The 22,795-nt window shown below is 58.8% G+C and carries 19 protein-coding genes; 10 read left to right on the top strand and 9 right to left on the bottom strand.

All coding sequences use genetic code 11. The features are described from left to right. Positions 1–30: 30 nt before the first annotated feature. The 8 genes from P2W41_RS03085 to P2W41_RS03050 form a co-directional block, all read right to left on the bottom strand. Positions 31–1,050, bottom strand: coding sequence for an ABC transporter permease (locus tag P2W41_RS03085; RefSeq protein ID WP_404934274.1), 1,020 nt, complete (start codon positions 1,048–1,050; stop codon positions 31–33). Then, positions 1,047–2,561, bottom strand: coding sequence for a sugar ABC transporter ATP-binding protein (locus P2W41_RS03080; protein ID WP_404934273.1), 1,515 nt, complete (start codon positions 2,559–2,561; stop codon positions 1,047–1,049). Before P2W41_RS03080 ends, P2W41_RS03085 begins: the two co-directional genes overlap by 4 nt. Positions 2,562–2,712: 151 nt before the next feature. Then, positions 2,713–3,711 (bottom strand): autoinducer 2 ABC transporter substrate-binding protein, encoded by a 999-nt coding sequence (locus P2W41_RS03075; RefSeq protein ID WP_292897971.1) that lies wholly within the window; start codon positions 3,709–3,711, stop codon positions 2,713–2,715. A 54-nt stretch (positions 3,712–3,765) separates the two neighbouring features. After that, a complete protein-coding gene (locus P2W41_RS03070; RefSeq protein WP_292897973.1) occupies positions 3,766–5,280 on the bottom strand; it encodes an FGGY-family carbohydrate kinase in 1,515 nt (504 codons plus the stop codon). Beyond that, complete coding sequence (locus tag P2W41_RS03065) at positions 5,280–6,380, bottom strand: M42 family metallopeptidase (RefSeq protein WP_292897975.1); 1,101 nt, start codon at positions 6,378–6,380, stop codon at positions 5,280–5,282. Before P2W41_RS03065 ends, P2W41_RS03070 begins: the two co-directional genes overlap by 1 nt. Beyond that, positions 6,377–7,360: an ABC transporter permease gene (locus P2W41_RS03060; RefSeq protein ID WP_404934272.1), complete on the bottom strand. Its 984-nt coding sequence runs from the start codon at positions 7,358–7,360 to the stop codon at positions 6,377–6,379. Before P2W41_RS03060 ends, P2W41_RS03065 begins: the two co-directional genes overlap by 4 nt. A gap of 25 nt (positions 7,361–7,385) precedes the next feature. Then, the gene (locus P2W41_RS03055) at positions 7,386–8,195 is read right to left on the bottom strand and encodes a BtpA/SgcQ family protein (RefSeq protein ID WP_292897979.1); all 810 of its coding nucleotides are present in this window, start codon (positions 8,193–8,195) and stop codon (positions 7,386–7,388) included. A 30-nt stretch (positions 8,196–8,225) separates the two neighbouring features. Beyond that, complete coding sequence (locus tag P2W41_RS03050) at positions 8,226–8,990, bottom strand: DeoR/GlpR family DNA-binding transcription regulator (protein WP_404934271.1); 765 nt, start codon at positions 8,988–8,990, stop codon at positions 8,226–8,228. Between the two features lie 631 nt (positions 8,991–9,621). On the opposite strand from P2W41_RS03050, the gene P2W41_RS03045 reads away from it, so the two are divergent. The 7 genes from P2W41_RS03045 to P2W41_RS03015 all read left to right on the top strand — a co-directional run bounded on the left by P2W41_RS03045 (position 9,622) and on the right by P2W41_RS03015 (position 18,654). After that, a complete protein-coding gene (locus P2W41_RS03045; protein ID WP_404934270.1) occupies positions 9,622–10,962 on the top strand; it encodes a DUF6538 domain-containing protein in 1,341 nt (446 codons plus the stop codon). Between the two features lie 191 nt (positions 10,963–11,153). Continuing rightward, a complete protein-coding gene (locus tag P2W41_RS03040) occupies positions 11,154–11,369 on the top strand; it encodes a hypothetical protein (RefSeq protein ID WP_007009241.1) in 216 nt (71 codons plus the stop codon). 118 nt (positions 11,370–11,487) lie between these two features. Next, entirely contained in the window at positions 11,488–11,802 is a 315-nt protein-coding gene (locus P2W41_RS03035; RefSeq protein WP_404934269.1) for a hypothetical protein, read from the top strand. A 904-nt stretch (positions 11,803–12,706) separates the two neighbouring features. Then, the gene (locus P2W41_RS03030; protein ID WP_404934268.1) at positions 12,707–16,228 is read left to right on the top strand and encodes a hypothetical protein; all 3,522 of its coding nucleotides are present in this window, start codon (positions 12,707–12,709) and stop codon (positions 16,226–16,228) included. A gap of 79 nt (positions 16,229–16,307) precedes the next feature. Then, on the top strand, positions 16,308–16,916 hold the full coding sequence (locus tag P2W41_RS03025) for an HNH endonuclease (RefSeq protein ID WP_404934267.1): 609 nt from the start codon (positions 16,308–16,310) through the stop codon (positions 16,914–16,916). A 173-nt stretch (positions 16,917–17,089) separates the two neighbouring features. After that, complete coding sequence (locus P2W41_RS03020; RefSeq protein WP_404934266.1) at positions 17,090–18,229, top strand: hypothetical protein; 1,140 nt, start codon at positions 17,090–17,092, stop codon at positions 18,227–18,229. A 290-nt stretch (positions 18,230–18,519) separates the two neighbouring features. Continuing rightward, positions 18,520–18,654 (top strand): hypothetical protein, encoded by a 135-nt coding sequence (locus P2W41_RS03015; protein WP_404934265.1) that lies wholly within the window; start codon positions 18,520–18,522, stop codon positions 18,652–18,654. A 96-nt stretch (positions 18,655–18,750) separates the two neighbouring features. On the opposite strand, the gene P2W41_RS03010 is transcribed toward P2W41_RS03015, so the two are convergent. Continuing rightward, complete coding sequence (locus tag P2W41_RS03010) at positions 18,751–19,290, bottom strand: DUF4145 domain-containing protein (RefSeq protein WP_404934264.1); 540 nt, start codon at positions 19,288–19,290, stop codon at positions 18,751–18,753. Positions 19,291–20,306: 1,016 nt separating this feature from the next. Here P2W41_RS03010 and P2W41_RS03005 point away from each other — a divergent pair. The 3 genes from P2W41_RS03005 (at position 20,307) to tcmP (ending at position 22,762) form a co-directional block, all read left to right on the top strand. After that, the gene (locus P2W41_RS03005; RefSeq protein ID WP_404934263.1) at positions 20,307–20,939 is read left to right on the top strand and encodes a recombinase family protein; all 633 of its coding nucleotides are present in this window, start codon (positions 20,307–20,309) and stop codon (positions 20,937–20,939) included. Positions 20,940–21,029: 90 nt separating this feature from the next. Beyond that, on the top strand, positions 21,030–21,857 hold the full coding sequence (locus P2W41_RS03000) for a phage Gp37/Gp68 family protein (RefSeq protein WP_404934262.1): 828 nt from the start codon (positions 21,030–21,032) through the stop codon (positions 21,855–21,857). Between the two features lie 35 nt (positions 21,858–21,892). Further along, positions 21,893–22,762, top strand: coding sequence for a three-Cys-motif partner protein TcmP (gene tcmP, locus P2W41_RS02995; protein WP_404934261.1), 870 nt, complete (start codon positions 21,893–21,895; stop codon positions 22,760–22,762). The last annotated feature ends 33 nt before the right edge of the window (positions 22,763–22,795 follow it).

Below are 22,795 nucleotides of genomic sequence, written 5' to 3'. Positions count from 1 at the left end.
TGTCCTCCCTGGGAGTTGTGTTCGAAAGGATCACCCCGCCTCCAATGGGCGTTTCATGCGTTGACGATGTCTGGCGAGACGGTCGATGACGATAGGCAGGCCGGTTCCCACGATGATCAGACAGCCGATCACGAATTTCTGCCAGTAAGACGGAACGCCGGCCATCAGCAGCGTCGTGTTGATCATGGTGATGACGAACACGCCGAGAAGCGTGCCGAGCACCGTGCCATGCCCGCCGGTGATGCGCGCGCCGCCCAGAACAACGGCAGCAATAACATTGAGCTCCATCCCAACCAGATCGAACGGATTGGCCATGCGCGAGAGCGTGACATGCGTCATGCCGGCCAAGCCGGCAATGGCGCCAGCGATTACATAGATCAACACCTTGACCCGCCTGATGCGGATCCCGATTCGCTGCGCCGCCTCCTCCGAACCGCCGATGGCATAGACCTTCCGTCCGAAAACGGTGAAGTTCATGATGATGGCAAGGACGATGGTGACAGCGACGAGCACCAGAAAGGAAGCGGGCAGCGAAACCATCTGGCCCACGGCATTCTCTATACGAATGAGAATCGTACGGGAAAAATTGATCACCTCCCGAGGCACCGATGTGATGTAGGTGGTGCCGAGAAAGGTGAGCAGCGCACCGCGAAAGAAGGAGAGTGTGCCGAGTGTGACGATCAGCGTGTTCAATCCAAGGCCACCGATCAACACACCATTGATGAGGCCGAGCCCCGCACCAATGACTGCGGCGATAACGAAATAGGCGATGATCGGCAGATCGAGATCGATGCCGAGAACGATCTTCATCGTCGCGTACATGGCAAAGGCGCCGATCGCGGTGTGCGAGACGTCGATACCGCCGGAGGCGAGAACCATCATCACGCCAAGCGCGAAAATGCCGGTCACCAGACCGTTGCGGGCAAGATCGATCAGCGTGGCGGGTGTGAAAAACGCCGGATTGATGAGCCCCAGCACGAGGGCGAACAGAACCGCGACGAAGAACACGATACCCTGTGGCGTGGCAAAGATGCGGGCCAGCGCGTTCATGCCCGGTCCTCCCTGATGACTTCGTTGTAGAGTGTGTCTTCATCCACCGTCGCGGCATCGAAGCCTGCAGTGATGCGTCCGCGCACCATCACCAGAATACGATCGGAGAGTGCGAGCGCCTCGGGAATGTCGTCGGTAACAACCATGACCGCCGTGCCGCTGCGGCTGAGTGAGACCAGCAGTTCGTGGATTTCGCGTTTCGACCCCACATCGACGCCTACGGTGGGACCGTTCAGGATCAGCAGTCGGGGGTCGCGCTCCATCCAGCGGGCGAGCACGACGCGCTGCTGGTTGCCGCCCGAAAGTGTCGCCACGGCGGGCGTTACGTCGGGTGTCTTGATGCGCAGGTTCTTCACCGCATTGCGGGCGCGTTGCAGCAGGCTTGTGGCGCTGACAATCCCAAGCTTTGTGGACTTTTCCAGGCTGGAAACCGTGATGTTGTCGCGGATCGGCTGATTGAGGAAGAGGCCTTCCGTCAGCCGGTCTTCCGGCACATAGGCGATCCCCCGCTCGATGGCATCGTGCTGGCTTTTGAAAGTGACGGCTTCGTCGTCGAGCTCAATGCGCCCGGCATCCGGCTGCATGTAACCGAACAGGGTCTGCGCCAGCTCGGTCCGGCCGGATCCCAGAAGGCCGACCACGGAGACAATTTCGCCTGGTCTCAGCTCCAGATCCACATCGACGAAATTGCCGCGGCGACCGAGGCCGCTGGCCGCGAGAAAGGGGCGCTGAACGGAGCTCTCTTCGCGCGGCAGGCGCTGGCTATCCACGGACCGGCCGGTCATGGCTTCCACAAGCCGCCCGGCATCGAACTCACCGATGGGCCCTTCCACCACGACCGCACCGTCGCGCAGAACCGTCACCGTATCGCAGACGGCAAAAACCTCTTCGATCTTGTGGCTCACGAAAAGAAAGGAAACGCCTTCCTTCTTTAGTGTGCCGACGATGTCCAGCAGATGGGCGACCTCGCTGCGGGTGAGCGCTGTGGTCGGCTCATCCATCACGATGATGCGCGCCTTGTTGGCGAGTGCGCGGGCAATGGCGACGAGCTGTTTCGAGGCGACCGGCAGAAGTTCGACCGGCGCATCGGGGTCGATCTCCACCTGCATGCGCTTCAGTGTCTCGATGGCCAGCTTGCGGCGGACGCTGCGCCTGTGCACGACATCTCCCGAAGTGACCGATGTGAGAAAGCCGATATTCTCCCAGACGCTCAGATTGGGAAACAGCGAAAAGTCCTGGTAGATGACCGAAAGACCAGCTGTGATGGCGCCCATGGGGTCGTCGCCCAACTGGCGGCCGTTTAGCGAAACCTGGCCTGCATCCGCGCTCACCACGCCCGACAGGATCTTGATCAGTGTCGATTTGCCGGAGCCGTTCTCGCCGGCCAGGCAGCGCACCTCTCCGGTGCTGAGTTCGAGATTGACGTCCTCGAGCACGCGTACCGGACCATAGGCCTTGCTGATGTTCCGCATCTGCAGGATGGGCGTGCTTCCGCTAGCTTCGTCGTTCATGGGAAATCTCTGTTGTTCAGGCAATGCCGCCGGGCGAACTGGCCCGGCGGCGGTTGGATCGAGAGGCGCGCAGACGATTGCCGCCCCTGACGACAGGGGGGCAAACTTGCTCCAAGCATCTCTCGTTTCCGGTCACGTCAACACGCTACGATCAGAAATCGTATTCATTCATGTTGTCGGTGGTGACGTCGACCCAGGCCTGCCCGTAGAGCACCTTGCCGTCGAGCTTGATGGCGTTGTAGCCCTCGACGCCGAGATCCATGCCGTCGGTGATTTCCTTGCCTTCGATGGCCATGGAAGCGACCTTGTTCATGGCGATGCCCGCCTTTGCCGGATCCCAGAAGGAGATCATGTTGATGGCGCCTGTCTCCAGATAGGGGCCGGCGACCGAAACAAGGCTGGTGCCGACGATCTTGACCTTGCCGTCGAGGCCGGCTTCTTCGACAGCCAGAGCCGCCCCCACCACATCTTCACCGGCCGAGCCCTGAATGCCCTTGAGGTTCGGATAGGTGCGCAGAAGCTCCTTGGTCTTCTGGTATGCAGTCTGCTGCTGCTCGTTGCTCTCCAGCTTGTCGGTGACAAGCGTCATGTTCGGGTATTTTTCCTTCTGGTACTCAATGGCGGCATCCACCCATTCATTGTGGGTCTTGGCTGTCAGATGGCCGACGAACACGGCGTATTCGCCTTCTCCGCCCATGGCCTGTGCGAGGGCCTCCATCAGGTGACGGCCATAGGCCGCGTTGTCGAAAGCTTCCACGTCATAGGTGACATTCTGAAGGCTGGATGCTTCGTGACCGACCACCTTGATGCCGGCGTCGAGTGCCTTGCCAAGAACAGGCTCCAGTGCCTCCGGCGAATTCGGCACCACAGTGATGGCATCCACCTTCTTGGCGATAAGATCTTCGATCATCTGGACCTGAAGTGCAGCATCGGCAGATGCCGGACCAACCTGAGTGGCGTCATGGCCGGTTTCGGCGGCATATTCCTTGACGCCTTCTTCCATGCGATTGAACCAGGCGATGCCCGAGAGCTTCACCACCGTGACGATCGAATGCTTGGCGTCCTGGGCGTGGGTGACGGCGCCGGCCCCGACGATCAGCGCGGCGCCGAGCGCCACTCCGGCGGTGAGTTTCCTTAAATTCAAAGCCATGTGACTCCTCCTGTTACAGTATAAAAGCGCCTCGACGGCCGGGATGGCCGCCTGTCAGGCTTCATCGGACGCCCGTTTTTCCGTTCCCCTCATGAGATCGCTGTTGCGGGCGTACAATTCCTTGAATGTGCGATAGCGCGCGTCATAGACGACACGATTTTCTTCCTTTGGCACGATGCTCCGTTCCATCGGGTTCCAGCGACGGATATCCTCGCGGCCGGCCGCGCCCACCGCGACGGCCGCGAGAAACGCGTTGCCAAAGGCGGCGCCGACCGTGTTGGCTGCAACCTCCTGAACCTTTCCGCTGGCGTCAGAGATTGCCTGCGACCAGACGGCGTTTTTGGTGCCGCCACCGACAGCGGCGATGCGGTCGATACTGGCGCCTGCCGCCTCATAGGTTTCGATCACCGAGGTCACGCCATAGGCGATGCCTTCGAGAAAGCCGCGATAGACGTCTGCCCGTGTATGGGTCAGATCGAGCCCGAAAATCATGCCGCGCGCATGGGGGTCGTGGATCGGAGTGCGCTCACCGGAGAAATAGGGCAGCACGACGATGCCGTTGGCGCCGACCGGCGCGCCCTGCGCTTCCTCCGCAAGCAGCCTCAGCGCGTCCTCGGCATTCAGCTCGCGAGCGAACTGTTCCTGAAACCAGCGTGTCAGCGTGCCGCTTGTCGATGTGCCCGACATACAGGCATGCTGTCCCTCGAAAAGCCATGGCGCATACCATAGCCGCCCATCCTCCACGCGATGGTCCGTGACCAGGATGATGAACATGGTCGAGCCATACATCATCATCATTTCGCCGGTACCGAGAACCCCGACACTGACAGCCTCCGATGCCGCATCGATGGTGCCCGCCGTGACCGGCGTGCCTGGCGCAAGTCCGGTTTCCTTCGCCGCCTGGTCTGTCACATGGCCGGCAATCTCGGTGCTCCACAAAAGCTCCGGCAAGCGCTCAGGTCCGATGATGCGGTCGGCGTACCGGTCGGTCCAGCGATTGCTATGGATGTCGTAGAGCGGGCTGGAGGACGATGCGGAGTAGTGGTCGATGACGAAACGACCCGTCAGCCGGTGCACGAGAAAAGATGAGGAGTTCATCACCTTGTGAGTGCGGGCGTAGATTTCCGGCCGTTTCTTTTTCAGCCACAGGATCTTCGGACCGACAGACTGCGAGCTGAGCGTGTTGCCGCATTCGGCAAGCAGCGTCTCCTCGCCAATCTCGGCGGTCAGTTCCTCGATCTCTTCTGCCGCGCGGGTATCGACGCCGTAGAGCACCGCATTCATCAGCGGATTGCCCTCTTCATCAACCGGCAACATGCAGGGGCCGATGCCGCTTGCCGCCACCGCCTTGATGTCTTGAGGGGCGATGCCTGTCGAGGCGATCAGTTCCCTACTGATGGCGCAGAACTCGCCCCACCAGTCTTTCTCGGCATCATGTTCGGCCCAGCCGGGCTGCGGCACGATCATGTCGTGCCGCCGCTTGGCAGTCGCCAGAATGCGCCCCTCGCCGTCGGCCAGAACGCCCTTGGTTTCGAAGGTTCCGATATCGATGCCGAGATAGCAGTCCATCAGGTGTAGTCATCCCGGTTCAGGCTGAAATTCGCGTCGACCCGGCGGATCGCGGCGATCAGCAGTTTCGTGAGGGCTTCCAGGTCGCGCAGGTCGCACATTTCGAGCGAGGTGTGCGTGTAGCGGCACGGGAAGCACATATCGATACAGGCGACGCCTTCATTGACGAGCTGCACGTAAGAGGAATCCGTCAGTGCCCCGGTGTGGGCCGTGCGCTGAAGATTGATGCCCTCGGCGGCTGCGGTGTCTGAGAAGAGCTTCGGCAATGCCGGGTGCGGAATGGTGCCGTTCAGCGTTCCACGCCCGTGGAACGAATAGAGGCTCATCGCCGGGCCGTTACCGAGTGCGACTTCGCCGCGCTGGGTCATGTCCGGCGTATCGGCGTTGAGCGCCAGATCGAGCTGGATGGCAATGTCGGGATTGATCGCGCGGGCGGCGACCATCGCGCCCTGAAGGTTGAACTCTTCGAGCACCGCGAAGACGAAATGCACCGTGGGGCGCGGGCCTTCGGCGGCGAGCGCGCGGGCGACTTCCACGATCACCGCGCAGCCGGCACGGTCATCGACCGAGGTGCCGATCAGGCGGTTTTCATTGAGTTCGATGACGCGCGGGTCATAGACCACCGGTGTGCCGATCTCGATGCCCAGTGCCTTGACGCCTTCGGCATCTTCCGCGCCCACATCGATGAAGACTTCCTGGTAGGGCGTGACCTTGTATTTCTCCTCCGGCGGCGTGGCGTGATGGCTTTTGTTTGCAATCACGCCCTGCACATCGCGGCCTTCGCCAACACAGAAGAGAACAGCCTGCGCGGGCAGCGCCTTCTCCGGAATGCCGCCCAGCCGCTCGATGCGCACCAGCCCGTTCTCCTCGATCTTGCGCACCATGAAACCGAGCTGATCGGTGTGGGCGAAAAGCATGACCGAGGGCGCGCCTTCGTCACCTTCCAGCGTGGCGATCAGATTGCCCAGGCGATCCGTGCGAAGGACAAGCGGCAGATCGGCGAGCTCTTTCTCGATGCGGCGGCGCACGCGGTCTTCATGTCCGGACAGGCCCGGCGTCAGCATCAGGGTTTTGAGGAGTGAGCGGAGGCGCTCTTTCATGATTGGTGAGCCTTTCGTTTGAAAAACGCCTTCACATCGAAGGAACCGAAAGCCGCGCGATAGGACATGACCGCAATGAGCAGGCCGCCGAAGAAAAGGTCGCGGGAGAAGGCGCTGAAGGAGAGGATGTTGAGCCCGCTGGAGATGAACTGCAGGCAGATCACGGCCAGGGCCACGCCGGTGACGGTGCCGAAGCCCCCCGCCGGGCTGACGCCGGCAAGAATGTTGATGAGGATGACGAGTAGAAGATAGGAGCTGCCATAATCGGCATTGGCCGAATTGACACGCGCCAGAACCACCAGACCGGCAAGTGCGGCGATAAAGCCGGCAATGGCGTAGATCTGGATGATCAGCTTCTTTCCCGGAACGCCGGCGAAATCGGCGGCGACCGGGTTGGCACCAAACAGGCGCAGGCGCATGCCCACCGGTGTGCGGCGCAGAAGGAAAGCCAGTCCCGATGCGACGAGCGCAAAAAGCACGAGCGGAAGCGGGAGAACGCCGCCGATGGTCCAGTTGCCGAACGCCGTGTACCAGTCAGGAAGGCCGGTGATCGCCGGCCCTCGCGTGATGATGATGCCGATGCCGGCGAAAAGCTGCATGCTACCGAGCGTCGCGAGGATGGGCGGCAGCCGCAGATAGGCGATGAGAAAGCCGTTGAACGCGCCGCAGACAAGACCCACTGCGAGACCGGCAGGAATGGCGAGCCACGCCACGTCCGGCCCGGCTTTCATGGTCACCGCGGCCACGATCGAGGCCAGATTGGCGACGGCAACGACGGAAAGGTCGATGCCGCCGGAAATCATTGTCGGAAGAACCGCGAGTGACAGAAGCCCGAACTCGGGAAACTGGAAGCCCATGGACTGGAGGTTGGACGATGACAGGAATGTCGGGCTGGCGATTGCGAGCGCAACGAATATAAGCGCCGTCAATATGCCCAGGCTCTTTAAGTGTGAGCCTGTGGTGTCCTGTCTTGCGTCCATGGTCTTCCTCCCCTGGTCTTTCTGATCAGCCGCCGCGGGCGGCCTTCACGATCTGCATGAACTCCTTGGCCCGCTCCGGATCCACCGGGTTCCAGGTATTCCCGTCGACCTTGAGCGACGAGCCCACGATGCAGCCATCGGCGATCTTGAGAATGTCGGCCACCGTGTTGTGGCGAACGCCCGTATTGGCGAGGACCGGTGTGTCCGTGACCTTTTCCTTGACGGCCTTGAGGTCACTCATCTCAGCCGCCTCGCCTGTTATGGCGCCCGAAACGAGCACCGCGTCGGGAATTGAGGAAAAGACGGCGGAACGGGCCCGGTCGGCCAGTGGGCGCTTGTCCATGGAATCGGCGAACTCGGCCGACACGTTGTAAAGCATCACCAGATCATCACGGCCAAGGCGGTTGCGGTAGCGCAGCGCCTCGCCGGCATTCGGCGTCCACGGCCCCATGTCGGAGGCATAGGTGCCGGTAAAGATTTCGCGCACAAAGGAGGCGCCAGTCGCCGTGGCAAGAGCCACCGTGCTCATTGGGTCCCAAAGGACATTCACACCGAATGGCTTCTTGATCTCGTTGCGCAGCTGACCGATCACGTAGGCCATCGCGGCGGTGGAAGCGATATCTACCTTGAGCTCATAAGGGCGATCGTTCTCATTGCCGAACATCACTGCATCGACATCCGCCTCCTGCAGGGCGATGAGATCCTTTCGCGCCGCGGCGACGATGCCGTCAATGCCCGCATCCGCATCATAAAGGGGCGAGCCGGGCATCGGCAGAAGATGCACCATCGAGATGATGGGTTTCTTGTCGCCGAAGAGCTGCTTGAACTTTGACATTCCGTGCCTTTCTTTCTTGATTTGGCCCCCTCAGACGAGGGTGATGGCCGGTATCAGTGCCCGATAGGATGCGACGGTGTCCGTGCCGCCCCTGTCGGTAATCAATTCATCCACGGCCTCCAGCCCACAGACCTGCGCGAAAGCCCGCTTGCCGAACTTGCTGTGATCGGTGATGACAACGACGCGCTTTGATCGCTCCATCGCGATCCGCTTTGTCTCGGCTTCCTCAAACGTGGCGGTGGTGACCCCCTCGTAGTCGACAGCATCTGCGGCGAGAAAACAGATATCCGCCTTGATGCTGGACAGCGCGTCCTTGGACCAGTTTCCGACGAGGCTGAAATAGCCATTCCGAACGCGCCCACCGACGATGTGCACCTCGGTAGCGCCAATCGATGCAGCCTCGGCAACCTTGAGATCGATGGCCACCACTGTCACTCGCCGGCCGGCAAGCGCATGAGCGGTCGCAAGGGCCGTGGTGCCGGAATCCAGAAGCACCACCTGACCGTCGAGAACCTTGCCGGCAGCCGCCTGGCCGATGCGTTGTTTCAGGCTTTGGTTCTGACGAAGCTTTTCCAGGAAAAGCGGCTCTGTTCCATCCTCGCCGACACCGCGCGCGACAGCGCCGCCATGGGTTCTCGTCACCACGCCCGCCTGCTCGAGCACAACAAGATCGCGACGAACCGTGGGAAGTGAAATGCCCAGAATCGCAGACAGATCCGCATTGCTCACGCGCTTGCGGTCGACGATGAGGTCGATCATCTGCTGCTGACGCTTTTGCGGAAACCGATGTTGCATCCCGTTCCTCCCTCTATGATCGTTAATGATCGATATGATCGAGTCAATAGATAAAGCTCACTTTTATGCTGAACCTTCACGGGACCTGCGACACAGCCTGACGTTGCTCACGAGGAACTGTCTGGAAGGGAGACCATTCTTGCGAGCCTTCAGCCGCGTACCCGGGTGCTGACGCCGCTGGGCCCCGGTTTGCTCAACCTGGTTAAAGCCACCGCCGGAAAAGACTGGCTCATCGCCCATCTCCTCTCTTCAAGCTAGCTTCGAGGCTTCATTAAACCAGCAGGCAAGTTAATCTGGGTTTGGATGAACCTAACGCATGGGACCCAATAGCAATGAAGGGAAGGGGGTGGGCCCGGGTAGGGCCGCAGAGGCCGCATACAAATCAATGGTAGGTACTTGCACTCAGGAATAGTCGGTCGACGCAACAAGCCAAAAGCCAAGCAGGGAAGAAAATAGGAGCGACCCTGTCGCTATCCAAAAAAACCAAGTGAAATCAAATATTTATAGAAATAAAATGGCGGAGAGGGAGGGACACTCTCTTCCCCACAGTCAGACCCTTTACAGTACTTGACTTTGCTCTCTTCCAGCTCCCTGTATGGGGGAGCAATGTGGGGGAGCAGAGTACCGGGATATGGCAAATCCGCAGCAATACCTAGAGTGGCACGGCCAGCAATGGCGAGTGGTGGTCTTCATTCCTCGCAACCTTCAGAGCATCCTTGGTCGAACCCGTTTCAAGCAGACCCTTGGCACATCGGACCTCAAAGAAGCCAATGAGCGCAAATGGGCTGTAGTCACGCGCATGAAGGCCGTTATAGCCCAGGCCCGCCGAACCGCCTCTTCCAATGACCCCCGCGAGGCTGAAGCACTCCAAGCCCGCCTTCACGCGGATGATGAGGGGACGCAGTACTGGCTCCACGACCGGGCCGAAAAGATTGCCGCCACCGAGGGCCGCGAAGCCGCCACCGCATTCTTCAATCTGGCCAGCGGGAAGACAACTCCTTTGGACCATTACACCGATGCCTTCCTGAGCTTCAAGGCAAACTACCGGCTTAAGTCTCAGGGAGATTTCAAGCGTGTCCTGCGCTGGCTCGGTGACTGGCTCAAGGCCGAGCATCATGCCGCGACGTTGGAGGCTGTGACGAGGAAGACCGCAGGCCAATTCATCGAAAACTCGCTTTGTGTCGGGCGGAGCCGCGATAAGGCAGCGGCCTATCTAGGCTTCCTGAGGGAGTACTGGAAATGGCTCCAGAAGCGCGGCCATGCGGATGACAACCCATGGTCAGGTCAGGAGCTTCCCGAACAGTCCCGCCGTGACCGCAGCGCCGAGAGGGATGGCGGCAAGCGACCCTATACCGACGAAGAAGCAGCGACGCTCCTCTATGGCCCTGTATCCGACCTCATGCGACCACCACCGAGCCTGTATCTCACCGACCTCATGTACATTGCCGCGTTGTCAGGAATGCGCCTGGAGGAAATCTGTCAGCTACGTGTGGCCGACTGCAAAGGCGGAACCTTCGCGATCCATGAGGGCAAGACAGACAATGCCCGCCGCACCGTGCCAATCCATCCAGACCTTACGGGCATCATATCCCGACGCACCAAGAACAACCCAGATGACGCCTACCTGATAGACGGATTGCCAGACATCCCGACATCGCGCGACAGCCGTTCCGATCCCGCCTCCAAAGCGTTCTCCCGGTATCGCCGCAAGATGAAGGTGGACGAGAGGCCGAACGACAAAGCCAAGAGTAACGTGGACTTTCACTCATTCCGCCGCTGGTTCATCCGCAAGGCACGAGACGCCATGCAGGAACCCAATGCAGGCTTCAGTGCGTGGACCATTGCGGACGTGGTGGGGCACGATGATGAAGGCGTGAAGAACCTCTTCAAGCTGACCATGAGCCATTACCCTGGAGCATCAAGCGACAAAGCGAAGCGGGCCTTGGTGAGAGCGGTGAAGCTACCCACCTAAAAAATTAAAATCGCTGTGTATCGTCGTACCGTCCAGAGGGTGAAGCCAAGCACGAGAAGGGCGGCAGCCAGATACAATAGTTCGCACTTGCACAGGGTCTGAAAGCGCCCGCGTCTGCCCGGTTTTCGCTATTGCCCCGCGACTCGCCGTAACCATACTGGGGAGCGCAACGCAGATATGGAGATTGCGCAATGACCCACCGGATTACCTGCTCAGTTGTCGCGTCGGACCTCAAGGACGCTGCCGCCGCCATCAGCTTCGCGCTGGACTACCTGCAACCCCATGAGCCTTTCGAGTTTCTCAATGAGTGGCGCGAGGGGAAGGACCTGTCTCCGTGGATTGAGGCATGGAAGCAGGACCAGGAGGACGCCCGGCGCATGACACACCCAGAGTGGATGCCCTCCTGATGCCCCCAACGGTTGGAGAGGCCTCCTCCTCTCCCTCCCATCCACCATGCGAGACAAGCGAGTGTTTATGTCCAGTGACAGGTTGATACGTGCGTACCTGGAGGCCAACAGGAGGATGATGGCCGAGAGCAAAGACATGACGTTGGCCACCACCGTCACCTTCCTTGGTGCAGCCGTATGGAGCGATTATCAGGACTCTGAGGGTGAACCCCTGACCCTGGAGGACCTAGCGGTGAAAGTGGGCATGACGCCGACCACCATAAGCCAGCACCTCAGGTATCTTGGCATCGGGTACCGCTCTGGGAGGCCGGGATTGGGCCTGGTGCTGACCGGCATCAACCCAGACAATCGCCGCAAGAAGACATTCGATCTGACACCCAGGGGCCGAGGCCTCGCGGCGCAACTTGCGTTGATCCTCAGGAAAGCGACATGAGGCAGGGCCTCTGGCCCTCCTCAGCCCTCTACGGATAATTGGTGGATACTAGAAAAGGAATACGCCGCGTATCCGCACATTAATAGGGTCGTACTAGAAAAGGAGTATCCGCATGGCCAACGATTTGTCCTCGCGCATCGACCATAGGTATCCACGCATGATGTTCCGTGGCTATCTCAATGTCTGGACATGAGGGAGGGTCCTCTACCCTGTATGTCTGGCTCCAGGAAGGGGTCCTTAATTCCCTTCTACTTGAAAGGACGTGTACACCACATGCCCCGATTTCAGCACCTCCCGCCTTTCAGGGTGTCGCCCTTGGTGATGTCTGGCTTGGGAGGTTTTCCAATTCCCACCGACATGAAATGAAATGCTCCATGCGACCGGCTGGCGAATTAGGTAGGCGCTGGCGTTGATCCTCGGGAGGGCGACATGAGGGAGTGGCTTCTGCCCAGGTAGTCCGCCCCAGGGAGGAGGCCGTAATTCCCTCGTACTTGAAACAACCGCCTGCAATGCTTGTGCTCGGGAACCAAATAGCCTCATCCTTGAAAGCGGCCCCATGTGAAGGCCCTAGCTCCAAATTGGCTCGTACTTGAAAAGGCAGAGCCTCGGGGAAATTGGTGCCTACTTGAAAGGACACCTTCGTGCCGCCGCTGTTGAAATAGGTTCGTACTTGTAAAGCCCAGCTTCTTGTAGAGCCGCACAGAGCTGTCGCCGCAATAGGTTCCCACTTGAAAAGAGCGCCCCTTGCTGGTCCGGCCACCCATCAGCGGCCACTTAGCGAAAACCCCATGGGCGAGACATAGGATCAGTATCTCTTTCCAATCGCCCGCATCATCCACCCCCCCTCAGCCCGCCCCTCCTCCTCGTGTCTTTCCACCGGGAGGAAGCGGGCTTTTTGTTATCCATGAAGGGAATGAACATGGAAGAACTATCACCTCAAGCCCGCCAAGTCCTCCAAGAGATGGAGGCAGAGCTTGCAGCCAAGCGTTCGGCCTCCGACCAGGAGGTGCTCACTCGGGCAGACAAGGAGTTTGGCTCCGACCCGGTGAGCCGTGGCCTTGCGTCCATGGCGACAGGTATTGCCCAGGCAGGCTTTGAGACCAAGGACTTCATCTTTGGCGAGCCTGAAGAGGGCAAGAAGTCGCAGACCCGACGAGACGTTGAGGCGCTGGACCGGGCGCTCGACAACGAGAGCGTCGGATATGGCCTGACTTCGGGGGTCTCGCAGATGGTCGTTGGTCTCATTGGTGCTGGGAAGCTCATGGCCCCGGTGAAGGCCGCACAGAAACTGAAGACGGCGGGTAAGGCCGGTAGGGCAGCCTACGAGACGGGTAAGGCAGCAGCGGCATCAGCCGTTGTCCTTGATCCCCATGAGGAACGGCTCAGTGACCTCGTGGAGTCCTTCCCCGCGCTCCAGAACCCAGTGACGGACTACCTTGCGTCGGACATCGAAGACAGCGCCGCCGAGGGTCGCTTCAAGAATGCCATCGAGTCCATCGGCGTGGACTTCGCCCTCCTGGGTGCCCTCAAGGTCATCAAGCTCCTCCGGGCAGGCAAGCAGGATGCAGCCGCCAAGGAAATCGCCAAGCTGGAACGTGCCAGAGCAGCCAACGTGGATGCATTCGGGATGGACTTTGGGCCAACGCCTCAGAATGCCCCCTCAGCGACTCATGCAGCGCCGTCACCGTCTGCCGAGGCATCCATGCCGATGAAGGCCGAAACGCCGCTCAGTGAGTCTCCTGGGGCCTCTAATGCCGATGATGAGGCGGAGGCAATCCCCAATCTCACCGCCTCCCCGCCAAAAGCCGAGCCGCCAAGCGCCGTTCCCATGATGGAAGTCTCCATGGATGACATCTCGGCAATCCTCAAAGGTACCAAATCCGATATTGAGGCCGTCTCCAGGTTTGGCTCTCATGAAGCCGCCGCCGAGGCAGGCCAGATTGCTGCCCGTGGCGCATCCCGCCTTCCCTGGCAGAAGCTCCACACACCTGATGGCCTTCGCGACTTCATGAGCAATGCCGCCGACACCCTGAAGGCCGACATGGACAAGGCCAAGGGGGAAGACATCCTCCGAGACACCGAGGTTGCGGAGAAAGTCCGCCAGATGGCCGACTACTTCGGGGACGATCCGAGCACCATCATGGGGGAACTTGCTGAGTCCGGCCAACATGCCAGCCTCATGACCTCTCGCATGGAAGCCGCCTACCTCATCAGCAACCGGGTCTTTCAGGAGACCTACGAGACCGCCGTCAAGCTTCGCAATGGGATGCTGGACGAGTGGGGTGGAGACACAGCGAAAGCGACCCTGGAACTCAAGGACAGGCTCAGGGTTGCCGCAACGGTCTTCGCTTCCGCGCAGGCAATGAGGTCCGCCGCAGGCCGATCCATGCAGAGGCTCCGGGGGCAATACCGCCTGACACCAGCCGACCTTGAGGGCATCAACAGCCTAGACGCCGAGCAGTTGGCCGACCTTCTGTATTCCACCAAGGGGGACCCCAAGAAGCTCGCCCAGACAGCCAATCCAACCTTCCTCCGCAGGATGACGAATGAAGCGAATTTCCTCCTCCAGAACAATCTCCTCTGGGGATGGCCCACGCACCTGGTGAATCTCACGTCCAACACATTGATGATGGTGGGAAGGCCGACCGAGAAACTCCTCGGGGCAATCGCCTTGGGGCCTAAGTCCGGGGGCGACATACTCCGAAGGCAGGCGATAGAGGAATACTCCGCGACCGTCGCCGCCTTGGGTGATGGATGGACCGCCGCCGTGGAAGCCTTCAAGCGTGGAGACTCCAAGCTCGCCCCTCACAATACAGAGTTCTTTCAGGGAGCCGTCCAGCAACAAGCCCTCCCGTGGAAGCCTGTCACTGGCCTCATGGACATCGTGGAGAATGCCTGGAGGTCTGCCAACTACAGGAATCTCGTGGGCCTCCCTACGCGGAGCCTCGGTGCCGCCGACGAGTTCTTCAAGACGCTCCGCTATCGCGCCTACGTGCAGGGACAAGCAGCCTCCCGCGCTCATGGCCTTGGCCTCAAAGGGCAGGACTACCAGCGATACATCCGGGAGGAACTGGAGAAGGCTATAGACCCCGCCAGCGGCAAAGCCCTGGATAGTCGGGCACTTCGCGAGGCACAGGCCACCACGTTCCAGAACGAGCTTCTTGCTGGCACCGCAGGCGCGACCATCCAGCAGGCGAGGAACCGGCATCCAATCCTCACCCTTATTCTGCCGTTTGTAAAAACACCGGTGAACGTCCTGAGGTACGGCTGGAAGATGACCCCCGGCCTCAATCTCCTACAGAAAGAGTTTCGGGAAGCCTGGAGAGGAGCTCACGGCGAAGAGGCAAAGGCTCACGCTATCGGCCAGATGGCGCTAGGCTCGATCTTCATGGGGCTTTCCGCCACGCTGGCACTCAATGGCCGGATGACGGGAAGCGGGCCGAAGGACCCCAGATTGCAGGCCGAACTAAAGGCCTCCGGCTGGCAACCGTACTCGTATGTCATCGAAAATGACGATGGCACCAAGACCTATATCAACATGGGCCGTTTCGATCCTATCAGCATGGCCATGGGCCTGATGGCGGACCTTGTGGACCTTGCACGACATGACCCTGAGAATAGCGGCGCAGAGATGGGCATGGGGGCTGTCGCGATGAGCCTCGCCAAATCCTTTACGGACAGGACATTCCTCCAGAACATCAACCAGACCCTGGAAGCCCTCAGCGACCCAGACGGGAAAAGGGCCGAACGGTGGCTTGGGACCATTGCCGGGAACCTCGTCCCGCTCTCCTCAGGTCTTCGCCAAGTGAACCCCGATCCGTACATGAGGGAGGCCCGCAGTCTCGTGGACAACATTATGAAGAACGTGCCGGGGTTCTCCCAAACGCTACCTCCACGGCGAAACTTCATGGGAGAACCCATCTGGAGGCGCACCGGACTTGTCATGGATAACGACGCCGATGAAGTGGAAGCCGAACACAACCGCATCATGATAGAGACTGATCGCGGCATCGGAAGTGTGGACCCCGATCTCGATGGAACGGACCTTCGGGACATTACCCTCGATACAGGGCAGAACGCATATGACCGGTTACAAGAGCTTAGCGGCCATATTCCAGGAGAAAAGCCCCTCAAGGCCCACTTGGCGAAGCTTATCAGGTCCAATACCTACCAGGACTTGCCGGACGGAGATTCTGGAGTGAAGGGGACAAGGCTCAATGCCCTGGGCCGTCTTGTCGGCCAATATCGCACCGCAGCCAAGAAAGTGCTGTTGCGAGAGGCACCGGAGTTACGCCTCCTCGTGAAGTCCCGTCAGCGAGCGGCCCACGGTGCATACCTGAAGAACAAGGGAGTGCGTAAAAGCGAGGCATCGGCCAGAGCTCTTCTTGAAGCGCTAAGTCCCCAAGGTACCCCAAGCGGTCAATAGGGCCGGACATCAGCAACAATCTTCAAGGGGATGGCGGGCCGAGGAGCCTTCCATCCCTTTTTCTGTTTTGGAGAACATTATGTCGAAACAGCCGAACGGCCAGCGCCCCTCAGTCGAAACACTCAGGGAGCTTCTGAATTACGACCCCAAGACGGGAATCCTCACCTGGAATGAGAGACCGCGCCGCTACTTCAAAACCAATGGGGCATGGAAGAGGTGGAACTCTCGCTATGCGGAGAAACCAGCTGGCAGCAAGAACTCCAGCGGTTACATACAGCTATGTTTGCCCGGTTGCCGCCCCCTCGCGCACGTCGTGATTTGGGTCATCCAGACAGGCAAGTGGCCTGAGCATCAAGTAGACCATGTGAACCACAAGAGGGATGACAACCGCTGGCTAAACCTCCGAGCGACCACCCCAGCCGAGAACATGAAGAACCTAGGGCGACAGGCCAATCGGAAGTCCGGTGTGGCAGGAGTCTATTACGACAAGTCACTAAAGAAGTGGCGGGTCTGGATTTCTGAAGAAGGGCGGAATCGCTACATCGGCTCCTTCGACACTGAGGAGGAGGCCATCAGGAAGCGGAAAGCGTTTGAGGCCGCTCTGGGATACCACCCGAACCACGGCACCGACACCGCCAACGGTGAGGAACCGCTCTACAACGGCAGGATAGAGATATGGTTCGACTAAACTCCGGGCAGGACCGGGAAGAAGAATCCACTTCCATCTTCCTTGATGCTTGGTTGACCGCGAAGGGGCAGGCCTTGCGAGCCTTGGCCGAGCACCTTTTTGCCGCTATCCAGTCAGACCCCTCAGGCCGCATGAGGTCTCCCCGCCGTGACGCTATGGAGCGTAAGCGGTTCGTGGTCCAGAACATCGCGGCCAACCTCGCGCACCTCGCCTTAAGCCCCTCCCACATGCAAGGGAACGTCTTGGCCATATCCACCGCGAAGACGAAACCAACGCGATACGAAAGGGCGGATTACCCCAGGCGCATCCTTGGAAAGACCTTGAAGGACCTGGAGGCGTCGGGCTTTCTCACCCGACATGCATATCGCTTCAAGCAAACCACCACGACCGTGGAGCCGACCGCGAGGTTTCGGGGCCTACTGGATCGCCATGGGGTCCGCTTCGCCGACATCGGGCGGGACGCTGGAGGGGAGACCATCCTGCTTAGGGCTAGACAACCGCAGGAAGGTAGAGGAGATGTCCGCCGCCGCGACCGACCGCCGCCCAAGCGCCTGATACAGTATGCCGACACCGAGGAGACTATGAGACTCCGCGCCGAGGTGGAGGTCGTCAATGAGATGCTCAATGCAGCCGAGATTGCATACGATGGGGAGCCGGTAGGGCCAATCCGCCTTTATCGCTCCTTCCTCCTTCGGTCTCCTGAGGACCCCATTGCGTTCAATCTTCTGGGCAGGCTCTGGGGCGGCTTCTGGCAGACACTAGATAGTAAGCTACGACATCGCATCACCATCGGCGGGGAGAACATAGCCGACTTGGACTTCTCCGCGATGCATCCCTCCATGGCCTACCTCAAGGCCACGGGAAGGCTCCCAGATGGAGACCCGTACGGAATTCCCGGCCTGGAGAAGCACCGAGACGGTGCCAAGCAGGCCATGGCGTCACTTCTCTCCAGGGCAGGCCCCATGCGGCTCCTAACGCCAAAGCTGAAGGCCAAGCTCCCCGAGGGCTGGACGGCCAATCAGCTTGTGCAAGCGACTGGCTCTCGGCATCCTGTCATCGCTCACCTGTTCGGCTCCGATTGCGGCGTTGAGCTGATGGCCTTGGAATCGCGTATCCTCATGGCGGTGCTGTTGGACCTCGCCGCCAGAGGTATCCCCTCGCTGCCTCTCCACGATGGCATTCAAACGCGCGTTTCCGATAAAGAGCAGGCGCTGGAGGCCATGCGCACCGCCTCCGAGCAGATACTTGGCGTGGCGCTGGCTGTTGGAGAGAAACCTATCTGGCGACCTCCAGCAATTGCGTTAGCAGCATGATTCATTAAACGGCCACTTACCCCCCCTGGTCGCTCCTCTAGGGGGCTAATTGATGTCGCCTGAAGACGGGGGAGAGACCATCTCCTCCGCTCTCCCTGGCTACATGGGGGCGGCTTCTTTCAGTTTCAGCATTAATGCTTAAAGTGATCGCCTTGGGGGTACCGGAAGGGCCATTAGGCAGCAGGGGAGAAGGTGAGAGGTAATCTCCCCACCTAAAGGAATACCCCAAGCACTGCCATCAAGCCCCGCCTCATGCAATAATTGGGTCTCATCCTCGACGGAGCCGCATCATGCAGAACCTCACCACCAAGGCCGATCTGAAAGCCGCGCTCAATGCCCAGACCCTCAAGTTTGCCCTCCTGGTGAGCCTGAGCTTCGGGGCGATCCTCGTGGGCTTGATGGCTGTCATGCTGGCGTCGGCTTGATGTAGCGGCTTCTGGGCAACTCCCGGATTGCCTACGAGGTAGTTGCTGAGTGAGGTCCCGAGTCTACGAGGCAACTTGAGCGTCATCCCCGGGTGCCTATGACATCTCCGTCTCATCATCACTCAAGCTGGCGTCCTTAATGCCCTCCTCAACTCTTGCAGTGAAGACATAGAGAAAATCCCCCAAGGCCTTCGCGAACTCGATGGCTTGTTGCGCCTCCTCCTCTGAGGGGGGCTGGGTATTGTCGTCCACATGACGCACGGCGTTCGCATCCAGCCGGACTTTGTGCGCCCATTTTGCCATCGCTTCCGTCAAAGTGTGATCGTCAACAGCACTTTTGATCCGCGCATAGAGGCTACCCTTCTTGTAGCCCTTCTCTCTTAGCATCGCGTCCACCGCCGAGGCCGCCATAACGATGCAGGCATCTGGTGCGAATTTGGTCTCAATCGCTTGACGGAGATAGCGTTGCGCATCCTCAGGCAAACTGTCGTCAACGGTGGCAGGTGTAGGATAGAGCAAACGTATCTTGTCCGATCCAGGACCATAGACCTCATAATCATGATTCATGAGGGCGGGATAGCTCTCAGCCAATGTGATCCGATGACAACTTGAGCATTCATAGGTCGCCCAGTTCATACCTATCCCGTCGCGATCACCTATCCCCTGATGCCATAACAATGTCATTAGCGGCTTAGCGATATTGCATTGCGGACACCTGTCTAATCCCCGCATCACTCGATCCAGTTGCAACTCCATAATGTCCCCCAACTGCCTGATTCGAAGTTTCACGATTCCTAGTTTAGCTCCAAGGGGTCCCCCGTGCCCCAACTACCAATAGCACTTGGGGCTCCTTCCACCTGGCCGACTCCACGCACTGTTGCCGCCGCATATCCGACCATTTCGCATCCTATCGTATGGACAGTCACAACCTTGGCCATATGTCCCAGCCCGCACCGAACCTCTTGGAATTGTGGTGAGGATTAAGAGAGGAAGTGCTGGGCTCAGTTCGCAGGTTGAGGTTGGCCGTGGTGTAAAGGGTCTCCGCAGGACTGGGTTGTTTCACGGCCTTGGGAGGCATCCTCACGAAATTTGTTGGAGTTTCCGGAGTCGAAACGGGTTGAGACAGCCGGGACGGAGTAAGTGTGGAATCGGGCTTGTCATCGTCCCCACTGCCCAACCAACCAAGCGTCACAGCGGCTGCAACTAGCCAGCCCAATTTTGATGACCTTTTGCTCATCCGCTTCCCCACCCAAGATTATCTTCAGCAAGAACCAGCGGAAAGTCGATACCCAAGATGTTTTGGTGCCCGGTTGTGAAAAAGGGTCCGCCGCGTGAAGTCTCCAATTTACGTGGCAATGGGAAGACTTCCCCCCCTCTGGCACCCTCGTCAGTCTGGGCTAGAGGCTTTCCGCCGAGGTTCTCCCCATGGTCTTCTTGCCGGGCGATCCCCAGATGATCCGCTGTAAGCCGCCCAAAGAAGCTGGGAGGTCATCGCAGCCCCTCCAGCATCCAAATGCGACACTGCTATTAAAGTGTACCTATAGCGAATCGCCTCAAGCCACTTGAAATAGCACTTCGATAAATCTCGTTGACAACTCAAAGCGAAGCAATATTATCGAAGCTATCCAAAGCGAACTATGGAGCCTTTCGCTATGTTCATCCGCGCATACCTCCGCGCCTCCACCAAGGAACAAGACGCCGCTCGCGCCAAGGCAGACCTCCAGCGGTTTGTTGATGAGCGGGGACTGAGGATTGCCGCTTCCTACATGGAGAATGAGAGCGGGGCCTCCCTCCAGCGTCCTGAATTGTTCCGCCTCCTCTCCGATTGCCAACCTGGAGACGTTCTCTTGGTGGAGCAGGTGGACCGCCTGAGCCGGCTCAATGCCGCCAACTGGGAGAAGCTAAAGGCCGAGATCGCCGCCAAGCATGTCCGCGTGGTGGCTCTGGACCTCCCCACCTCTCACCAACTCATTCAGCCAGGAGCCGACGAGTTCTCGGCCCGCATGCTGGACGCCATCAACGGGATGATGCTGGACATGCTCGCCGCGATAGCTCGCAAAGACTATGAGGACCGCCGTAGGAGGCAGGCCCAAGGCATCCAGAAGGCCAAGGCAGCGGGGGCGTATAGAGGAAGGCCTGAGGACACGGAACGCAACGCCGCCCTCATGGACATGCTCAGGAAGGGCCAGACATGGGCCAGCATCGTGAAGGCCACAGGGGTCTCCACGTCCACGCTCTCCAGGTTAGCGAAGCGGATAAAGGAAGAGGACAGGAGTGCGGCCTAAGAGCGTCCATACATCTCTGCTGGGAACAGATAAAATTTTAACCTGTTTTAATTAGCAGTAAACTTCATTCATACCGCTTCGAGAAATACCATGGCCGTAGATACGAAGATCGAATGGACTGATCGCACGTTCAATCCTTGGACGGGTTGTACCAAGATTAGCCCCGGATGCGACAATTGCTATGCGGAGGCGTGGTCGAAGCGATCTGGCCATGTCAAATGGGGCAAGCACCCGCGTAAACGTACGACCGAGGCCTATTGGAAGGCTCCTCTAGCCTGGGAAAAACAGGCCGAAGAATTCGAAAGCGAACATGGCAGACGCCAGCGCATATTTTGCGCATCCCTAGCGGACGTTTTCGACAATCAAATTGATCCTGACTGGAGGTCCGACTTGTTCGACCTCATACGGGCTACACCGAGCCTCGACTGGCAACTCCTAACCAAACGTCCGCAAAATATCTCGAAAATGCTTCCGGCTGATTGGGGGCCGGATGGATATAGGAATGTATGGCTTGGATTTACGGCCGAGGATCAGATGCGGTTTGATCAACGAAAGCGCTTTATTGCGTCGATCCCTGCAACTGTTTGGTTCATCTCGTATGAGCCAGCCATTGGCCCACTTCGGATATCAGCGGATGATCCTGCCCCAGATTGGCTAATCGTAGGTGGCGAGAGCGGCCACGGCGCCCGCCCTCTCGCACCAGAGTGGGTTGTCGATGTCTTGAATGACTGCCAGGAGCGAGGAATTGCCCCGTTCTTCAAGCAGTGGGGGCAATACGACAACAATCCGCTTACCGGGCAGTTGAATCTCCGCAAGACGGATATGAAGGGAGTTGACCCATACGGAAAAGGTGGGGGACTCATTGATGGGAAAATCGTCCGAGAATTCCCCGTATATCAGATCGCAAAGGCGGGTTAAAATATGTACTTGTCCAGCGCTTGGGGGAGATGCGGATGGGAGACGACAGAGAATTATTTGAAGACCTTCCTGTTCTTCATGCTCCACAATCAATCAATCAATCCGGCTTGGGGCAAGTTTGGACTCAGCATAAAGCGCAGCTAATCGCTAAATATATTTATCTATTTACAATAATTACAAAACACGGTGCGTACATAGATGGTTTTTCTGGTCCTAAAAATATACAATTAGAGAATAGCTGGTCAGCTGAACTTGTTATTGAAACTGATCCCCGACGCCTACGAGACATCTTCCTTTGCGATCTGGAGAAAAAGAAAGTTGCTCACCTTCGAGCCCTTGTTGATCGCCAACAAGACCGAGATAAGAGACGTTATGAAATTCACGAAGGCGACTTCAATGAGAAGGTGCATGACATATTAGGCAGCGGTCGCATACGAGAGAAAACTGCAACCTTTTGCCTTATCGATCAATTCACCATCGAGTGCCATTGGAGCACGCTTCAGGCTCTTGCGGGTCACAAACCCAAGGGCTCCCGTAAGATCGAAATCTTCTATTTCCTCGCGACTGGATGGCTCCATCGGAGCCTGAGCGGTCATACCGCTAATCCTCAACGGCCCGACCTGTGGTGGGGAGGCAATGGCTGGCAAGCCATCAAAACAAAGAGTGGCGACAGGATTGCGGTCCGGATGGCTGAGAGATTTCGTGATGAACTAGGGTATAGGTATGTAAAGCCTTATCCGATCTTTCAGCGTGATAAAGGCGGAGGAAAGATAATGTTTCATATGATTCATGCCAGTGACCATCCTGACGCGGCCCAGTTGATGGCAAGAGCGCATAGGAACGTGACCCGGGCTCCGGAAACCGAAGAACAGCTTAAACTTGCGCTTTCCAAAATTACTCCCTGAGTAGCAAAACCGGATGCCTCACGCTCTGTCATC

It is taken from the genome of Nitratireductor sp. L15S-10 (genome assembly GCF_045011005.1).
Lineage (GTDB): Bacteria > Pseudomonadota > Alphaproteobacteria > Rhizobiales > Rhizobiaceae > Nitratireductor.
This window is presented reverse-complemented; position numbering and strand designations above follow the sequence as displayed.

Bases quoted from the DNA above. Each gene is read 5' to 3' on its own strand.
- P2W41_RS03085 (WP_404934274.1), bottom strand. From the start codon at position 1,050: ATGAACGCGCTGGCCCGCATCTTTGCCACGCCACAGGGTATCGTGTTC.
- P2W41_RS03080 (WP_404934273.1), bottom strand. From the start codon at position 2,561: ATGAACGACGAAGCTAGCGGAAGCACGCCCATCCTGCAGATGCGGAAC.
- P2W41_RS03075 (WP_292897971.1), bottom strand. From the start codon at position 3,711: ATGGCTTTGAATTTAAGGAAACTCACCGCCGGAGTGGCGCTCGGCGCC.
- P2W41_RS03070 (WP_292897973.1), bottom strand. From the start codon at position 5,280: ATGGACTGCTATCTCGGCATCGATATCGGAACCTTCGAAACCAAGGGC.
- P2W41_RS03065 (WP_292897975.1), bottom strand. From the start codon at position 6,380: ATGAAAGAGCGCCTCCGCTCACTCCTCAAAACCCTGATGCTGACGCCG.
- P2W41_RS03060 (WP_404934272.1), bottom strand. From the start codon at position 7,360: ATGGACGCAAGACAGGACACCACAGGCTCACACTTAAAGAGCCTGGGC.
- P2W41_RS03055 (WP_292897979.1), bottom strand. From the start codon at position 8,195: ATGTCAAAGTTCAAGCAGCTCTTCGGCGACAAGAAACCCATCATCTCG.
- P2W41_RS03050 (WP_404934271.1), bottom strand. From the start codon at position 8,990: ATGCAACATCGGTTTCCGCAAAAGCGTCAGCAGCAGATGATCGACCTC.
- P2W41_RS03045 (WP_404934270.1), top strand. From the start codon at position 9,622: ATGGCAAATCCGCAGCAATACCTAGAGTGGCACGGCCAGCAATGGCGA.
- P2W41_RS03040 (WP_007009241.1), top strand. From the start codon at position 11,154: ATGACCCACCGGATTACCTGCTCAGTTGTCGCGTCGGACCTCAAGGAC.
- P2W41_RS03035 (WP_404934269.1), top strand. From the start codon at position 11,488: ATGGCCGAGAGCAAAGACATGACGTTGGCCACCACCGTCACCTTCCTT.
- P2W41_RS03030 (WP_404934268.1), top strand. From the start codon at position 12,707: ATGAAGGGAATGAACATGGAAGAACTATCACCTCAAGCCCGCCAAGTC.
- P2W41_RS03025 (WP_404934267.1), top strand. From the start codon at position 16,308: ATGTCGAAACAGCCGAACGGCCAGCGCCCCTCAGTCGAAACACTCAGG.
- P2W41_RS03015 (WP_404934265.1), top strand. From the start codon at position 18,520: ATGCAGAACCTCACCACCAAGGCCGATCTGAAAGCCGCGCTCAATGCC.
- P2W41_RS03010 (WP_404934264.1), bottom strand. From the start codon at position 19,290: ATGAACTGGGCGACCTATGAATGCTCAAGTTGTCATCGGATCACATTG.
- P2W41_RS03005 (WP_404934263.1), top strand. From the start codon at position 20,307: ATGTTCATCCGCGCATACCTCCGCGCCTCCACCAAGGAACAAGACGCC.
- P2W41_RS03000 (WP_404934262.1), top strand. From the start codon at position 21,030: ATGGCCGTAGATACGAAGATCGAATGGACTGATCGCACGTTCAATCCT.
- tcmP (WP_404934261.1), top strand. From the start codon at position 21,893: ATGGGAGACGACAGAGAATTATTTGAAGACCTTCCTGTTCTTCATGCT.